We start from the raw sequence: 6594 nt of genomic DNA, 5'->3' as shown, positions 1-6594 counted from the left end.
GAATTTCCCGCCCTCTTTCTGATACAGCGCGCGCACCTTCAGAAAAATCTGCGCGAGAATCTCGTGATCGAGCTTCGCATTTCCGGGAGGCGGCACCGCGGCCCACTTCCATTGCAGCCATCGCGCCGAGTTGACGAACGTCCCATCCTTCTCCGCGAAGCCCGCACCCGGCAGCCGGTAGACCTCGGTCTTGATGTTCTTCATCTCCTCCGGCTTGATCCCGGGAGATTTCCAGAACTCGCTGGTCTCGTCGGGATAAATGTCGCAGACCACCAGGAAGTCGGCTTTCTTCAGCGCGTCGATATTTTTTCCCGAATTCGGCCCGATCGCGACGCTGTTCATTCCGAACGCCAGCAGTCCCTTGACGTGCCCCTGATACATCCCGTCCCAGAGATACGTCCACGAATAATTCCGGTCGACCTTCGGCAGATAGTCGAACGCCCAGCCGTTCTCTTTCTTCGCCGCGTCGCCATACATCGCCTTCAGGAACGACACCGCGAACTTCGAAGTGTTCGAGTAGTAATTCCACGACTCCCAGTCGCCCGGTTTCGACGCCGTCGGCGTGATCCGCTTCATCCACGCCGCGAAATCCGTATCCGCCGGCGTCGGGACTTTCAGATATCCGGGTAAACTGTCGAAAACCCCCGCGATATCGGTCGCTCCCTGGATGTTCGAGTGTCCGCGCAGCGCGTTGACTCCCCCGCCCGCGCGGCCGACATTGCCCATCAGCAACTGCAGCATCGCCGCCGTGCGGATGATCTGCGACCCGAACGTATGCTGCGTCCAGCCGACGGCGTAAATCACCGTCGCCACTTTCTTCACGTCGCCGTCCTTGCGAACCGACGTGAACAGATCCGCCGCCGCCAGAAATTTCTCTTTCGGAATACCGGTGATCTTCTCCACCACCTCCGGCGTGTAGCGCGAATAATGCTTCTTCAGCAGTTGATACACGCAGCGCGGATTTTCGAGCGTCGGATCCGACGTCACTTTCTCCGGCAGCCCCGCCGGCGCGCCGCCCGTCCCCTGATAATTCCATGTCGACTTATCGTAGACCTGCGTCGCCGCATCGAAGCCCGAGAAAACGCCATCTTCTTCAGGCAGCTTGAAATCTTCCTTCACGACGAACGGAGCATTGGTGAAATTCGCGACGTATTCGCGATTGATTCGCCCGTTCGACAGCGCATAGTTGATCACTCCGCCCAGAAACGCAATGTCGCTTCCGGCGCGGATCTGCACGAACATGTCCGCCGTCGCCGCGGTCCGCGTGAAGCGCGGATCCACCACGATCATCTTCGCGTTGCGCTGCCGCTTCGCCTCAATCGGCCACTTAAATCCGCATGGGTGGTTTTCGGCCGGATTCCCTCCCATGATCAACATCATGTCTGTGTTCTTGATGTCGATCCAGCCGTTGGTCATCGCCCCGCGTCCGAAAGTTGGTCCCAAACTTGAGACCGTGGGTCCGTGTCAAACCCGGGCTTGGGTTTCCAGATAGCAGACCCCCAGGCTGCGCATGGATTTGCCGACCAGGTAATTGAATTCATTGGTATCGGTACAGCCACCGATCCAGGCAATCCCTTCGCAGCGGTTTGCGGTACGCCCTTGCGCGTCTTTTTCCACGAAGGTTTCATCGCGCGTTTTCTTGACGTGGTGGGCGATCTCATCAATGACCTGTTCCCAGCCTATGTATTCCCAGTGATCCGAGCCGGGTCGCCGGACTTGAGGCTTGAGAAGCCGACGTGGATTGCGGATGTCTTGCTCCAGGGAAGCCCCTTTGGGGCATAACGTGCCGCGATTAATGGGATGGTCTGGGTCGCCCTCAACGTGAATCACCTGAGGCGTGACATTCTTGGCCTTATCGCCAATCGTATAGATAAGGACCCCGCAGCTTACGGAGCAGTAGGGACATGTAGATCGGGTTTCGGTTGCGCGTGCAATCTTGAGTTCGCGCAGTTGCGCATAGGCGGGCGCCAGATCAAACCCGAACAATGATATTGCCGTACCTCCCACAGCTGTGACCTTCAGGAAATCTCTGCGGGTGGTAGTCATTGGCCTGACCTTCCTTTCGCGCTAAGTTAATCGGCAACGCTGATCAAATTGGATCGGGCGATCCGAAGCTCGCGTGACGGGGAAGCGACCTGTGGTAGCCTCGAGGAACTCGCGCGGGGTGGGAGTCACACCGACCTCCGATCAGACTGGCACCACAAAAATGAAGAGAGAATCTTCGTCGTTTTATTGCAAAACTGTCAAGTCTCTGAACGGAGCAGAATTTACATTCTTTCCGCCGGCGCGAAGAAGACAAGAACGGTTAGCTCCTCAGTGATCATATGGAAGCCGTGCTTTGCTCCTGCTTCAATAAAAATGACGCTCCCGGCAGCAACAGGAACATCCTGGCTCACACTATCTTGCTCTGTGCGAAACCTTCCAGACCCACTGATCACGTAATACATCTCATCTTCAGAATGTGGTTGCTGTTTGTCCTCCGCGCCGGCTGCCAGGACGTACATCCCCGCGCTCAGCGCTGGAACACGCAGAAATTCGGAATATGGTTTACTACTTCTAGAGCGTGCGGCAAGCAGGTCGTTGATTGCGAATACTCTCATACCGGAAAGTGAGACCTCGTTGTCAGACTCAAGCGGCTCGTGGATAGAATCCGCCCCATTGTCTCAAATCGCGATGATGGCAACTTAGACCGTGTCAGGACGCTAGGCAAAGCGCTCCGCAACCGTGAACTCGGGTAAACCCGTGCACTCCGATAAGTCAAGGCTAACTGGAATACTTCGGCAGCTCTGTCCGCGATGCCGGCAGGGCAAGATATTTCGGTCGTCGGTGTTTTGGGGGTTCCCGAAAATGTACGAGCGCTGCTCTTCTTGTGGTTTGAAGTTTGAACGAGAAGAAGGATATTTTCTGGGTGCTATGTACATCAGCTATGGGCTGGCCCTACCAACGATTTGTCTACTCGCTTTGTTGGTGTGGCTGGTCACTCACAGGCCAATCGAGAGGGTCATCTTTCCCGCAATATTGCTTTTTCTTCCATTTGTCCCTGCGATCACCCTGTTCTCGCGTGTCCTTTGGATTTACCTCGACCAGACCGTCGATCCAGAACGGCGCTGAAGTCCTTTGCCTGGAGATGGTCTTGGGAGTTGGGATCACCTGATTACGACAGTCATTACTCCTCCCCGCGCCGGTTGGCTTAGCATAGGATTTTCACTGTGCATTTTGGCTGGTGGGTATGAATGGCTTGCAATGCCTGCTGCTAACGCGGGACACCCAGATTTTAAGCACGATTCGGCCGGCCCTCGAGGAGGGCAAAGTAGAGGTGTACCAGTGCACCGATTCACCCAGCGCCATTGATCTCCTCGAGCGTCACCACTTTGACGGGCTTTTTATTGATTGCGACGACGTGCCCAAGGCAGCGGAGCTGATCCATCGCATTCGGAGCGGCCACTCCAACAACCGTTCCGCCATCATCGCCATGGTGAATGGGCGGACGAAAGCGGGGAACGCCATCACCCAGGGTGCAAATTTCGTGCTTACAAAGCCCATCTCGCGTCAGAGTCTGGATGCTTACCTGAACGTCGCGCTCACCTTCGTGAACCGGGAATTTCGGCGTTACTTTCGCTATCGGGTGGATTTGCCGGTGCAAATTACTGCCAACGAGCGCGACTTCAAAGCAACTGCTGTTAACGTGAGCGAGGGTGGACTTGGACTAAAACTCGATACTGACGCGGCGATCGAGGGAACAATCTCCCTTAAGTTTAAGCTGCCGGAGCTGGACAACGCCCTGCTTGAAACCAAAGCGGAAGTCATGTGGAAGAAGGGCCCCGGTCAACTGGGAGTACGATTCCTATACATGTCGAAAGCATCCGCCGATCCATTTCACAAGTGGCTGCAGAAACTGGCCACCCGAAAGTAAGCTTCGCATCATTGCATACTCTCCTGACCATAAATAAAAAACGGACGCAATCACCCGTCTGGGGTGATTACGTCCATTGTGACATCCTTATCTCTCACTTCTATGCGGACTTGGCCTGTGGCTGCATGCTTGCCCAAAAAGCCTTGGCGCCTTCCTCGATCTCCGCTGGGCTCAAGTCTTGGACGTGCGTGGCAACGCCCCAAATGTGACCGAACGGATCGGCGACGGTGCCGTAGCGATCGCCCCAGAACATGTCAGCCACCGGCATGACTACTTTGCTGCCTGCCTGCACCGCCTGTTGCACGGTTTTGTCTACATCGGGGACATACAGGTTCAGCGTAGCAGTAGTGCCGCCCAGGGTCTGAGGCGACTTGCTGGGAGCACCGGGAAATTCGTCAGCTAAGAAAATGACAGAATCGCCAATCTTCAGTTCGGCATGGCCTATCGCGCCTCCAGGGCCTTCCATGCGCATGAGTTCCTCAGCGCCGAATGCCCGCTTGTAAAAATCAATTGCCTTGGCCGCCCCGCGGATAATCAAATGCGGCGTAACGGTGTGAAATCCTTCCGGAATTGGGCTTGTTGCACGCGCCATAAAATGTGCTCCTTTGTACTTACAGAATTGGTTCTTAGACGGGCCGTATTCTACTAAAGCGGCGGGTGCGGGTTGTGAAATCGGTGTGAATTTTCTCAGCAGAGAAGATTAAACCGACGCGGCGCCGGCCTTCTTGGTGAACATCTCGGCAAGTTTTTCCGTCGGCGGAAACGACAACGGCGCGGTAAAAGTACGCTCCTGGGGCTGAGAGCCCGAGCGGAGTGACTGCGTCAACATTTCAATTGCTTGGCCGGTGTTTGCCGGTACTACCACGGTTGCGGCAAGCAATCCGCTGCGGACCCAGGCTTGCCCAGTGTCGGGCATGCCGTCGCAGCCGGTGAATGGCAAACTCAACCAGCGTTGCCGTTCCGTTATGCTTGTTTGCTCTTCCAGTGCTTTACGCGCGCCTAAGGCCATCGAGTCATCCTGCCCTGAGATCAAGTCAATTCGCGCCTCGTGGGATGTCCGCAGTCGCAACCAGGAACTCACGGCTTGGTAAGAGCTCGCCTCCGTCCACTGGCCTTTTAAGGTTCTCACCTGCACGTTCGCAGGTTTGGTCTCATACATGCCAGTGGTTCGCTGTTGCGCAGCTAGGCTGCCCGAGGGTCCTTGGATGTAAAGCACTGTGCCACCCTTCGGCAAGAGTGCGGCAAATTGCCGTCCCTGGATTCGGCCAATCTCGGTGTGGTCTGAACTGATGGCAAAGATCGGCGCCCGGCAGCCCTTACGGAGTTCGGAAACGTAGTCCACTTCACGGTTAAGGACTACCCACCCAATCCCCGCGTTGGCAGCTGCGCGCGCCACCTGCGGCAGAGCAGTGCCCCCTACGGGTTCAAAAATGATGGCATGCGGCCGACCTGCTGGCGCTGCCTGGATCGCCTTGAGTAACTGCTGGCTTTGGTTGATAGGGTCGTTGTCGGCGTCCACAATCTGCACACTGATCCCCAGCCGCCGAGCGGCCTCCTTGGCGGAGGTTTCCTGCTCGCGCTGATAATCATTGTCAGTGTTGGTCACTGAGACGAGAAAGTTGTACTTTTCCATTGGCTGCAGAATGATATCCCGAGTTTTCGAAAACGCTCGGCACCAAGGTAACTATGGGACCAAGTGCGTAGCAAACCAAACCCGATCACCTCTCCGGCGACTGCCTCTGGTTTGCTACAATGCGGCGGCTTGAGGAGAACGTCTCAATGCTCCATAAATGGTTTTTCGGCTTAGTACTGTCGCTTTTCATCAGCTCTCAGGGATTTTCCCAGTCAAGGCTCTCAGTGAAATGGGAGGAGCTGACTGCGGCGGAATTCCGCGATGGTATTCGTCAGTCCCAGGGTACCTGTGTGTTGCCCTTTGGCATTCTTGAAAAGCATGGCCCTCACCTGCCGTTGGGCAATGACCTCATCAACGTTCGTTACGTCGCCCTCCACGCGGCGGAACAGGAGTACGCCCTAGTTTTCCCGGAGTATTACTTCGGCCAAATTTTCGAGGCCAGACATGAGCCCGGCACCATCGCCTATAGTCCAGAAATGCAAATGGAATTACTGCAGGAAACCACCGACGAGATGGCGCGCAATGGCTGCAAGAAGATCATTATTGTGAATGGACACGGCGGCAACGAGCACCTGCTGCCGTTCTTCGCGCAGAGCCAACTATACAAACCGCACGATTATGTGGTTTACGTTTACGGTCAGGGCGAGATGCCACCGGGCGGCCCGCCCAAGAAGACAACCACGGACGGTCATGCCGGCGAGGGTGAAACCTCGAACACTCTGATTGCTCGTCCCGACTTGGTGCACCTGGATCGTGCGCCCAGCGAGTCGGGCGCTGACCTGAACCGGCAAAAGCTCCCTGAAGGCCTCTACACCGGTATCTGGTGGTATGCCAGCTTTCCCAATCACTACGCCGGAGAAGGCGCAGCTGGCAACCGCGCATTAGGCGAATTCCAGATGAAGGCGTGGATTGACAATGTGGTAAAAGCCATTCGGGCCATTAAGTCAGACCAAACCAGCCTGCAATTGCAGAACGAGTTCTACGAGAAGAGCAAGCATCCGCTACAAACACAACCATAGAGCTGATCTCATCTAAGCCGCCCAATGGA

The 6594-nt window shown here is 55.9% G+C and carries 7 protein-coding genes; 2 read left to right on the top strand and 5 right to left on the bottom strand.

Annotation, left to right across the window (positions count from 1 at the left end; genetic code table 11):
- From VFA76_00990 to VFA76_00980, 3 genes are all read right to left on the bottom strand, one after another.
- Window positions 1–1416: molybdopterin-dependent oxidoreductase (locus tag VFA76_00990; protein HZR30411.1), on the bottom strand; the 1416-nt coding region annotated here is incomplete at its 3' end.
- A 48-nt stretch (window positions 1417–1464) separates the two neighbouring features.
- Window positions 1465–2046 (bottom strand): twin-arginine translocation signal domain-containing protein, encoded by a 582-nt coding sequence (locus VFA76_00985; protein HZR30410.1) that lies wholly within the window; start codon window positions 2044–2046, stop codon window positions 1465–1467.
- Window positions 2047–2267: 221 nt separating this feature from the next.
- Complete coding sequence (locus VFA76_00980; GenBank protein HZR30409.1) at window positions 2268–2600, bottom strand: cupin domain-containing protein; 333 nt, start codon at window positions 2598–2600, stop codon at window positions 2268–2270.
- Between the two features lie 629 nt (window positions 2601–3229).
- On the opposite strand from VFA76_00980, the gene VFA76_00975 reads away from it, so the two are divergent.
- The gene (locus VFA76_00975; protein HZR30408.1) at window positions 3230–3913 is read left to right on the top strand and encodes a PilZ domain-containing protein; all 684 of its coding nucleotides are present in this window, start codon (window positions 3230–3232) and stop codon (window positions 3911–3913) included.
- 100 nt (window positions 3914–4013) lie between these two features.
- Here the strand turns inward: VFA76_00975 and VFA76_00970 are convergent, their stop codons facing one another.
- Both VFA76_00970 and VFA76_00965 read right to left on the bottom strand, forming a co-directional pair.
- Window positions 4014–4505, bottom strand: a complete 492-nt coding sequence (locus VFA76_00970; protein HZR30407.1) for a VOC family protein — start codon at window positions 4503–4505, stop codon at window positions 4014–4016.
- A 108-nt stretch (window positions 4506–4613) separates the two neighbouring features.
- Window positions 4614–5546 (bottom strand): substrate-binding domain-containing protein, encoded by a 933-nt coding sequence (locus tag VFA76_00965; protein ID HZR30406.1) that lies wholly within the window; start codon window positions 5544–5546, stop codon window positions 4614–4616.
- A 146-nt stretch (window positions 5547–5692) separates the two neighbouring features.
- Here VFA76_00965 and VFA76_00960 point away from each other — a divergent pair, with 146 nt between their 5' ends.
- The gene (locus VFA76_00960) at window positions 5693–6565 is read left to right on the top strand and encodes a creatininase family protein (GenBank protein HZR30405.1); all 873 of its coding nucleotides are present in this window, start codon (window positions 5693–5695) and stop codon (window positions 6563–6565) included.
- Window positions 6566–6594: the final 29 nt, after the last annotated feature.

Source organism: Terriglobales bacterium (assembly GCA_035651655.1).
Lineage (GTDB): Bacteria > Acidobacteriota > Terriglobia > Terriglobales > Acidobacteriaceae > DASRFG01.
This window is presented reverse-complemented; position numbering and strand designations above follow the sequence as displayed.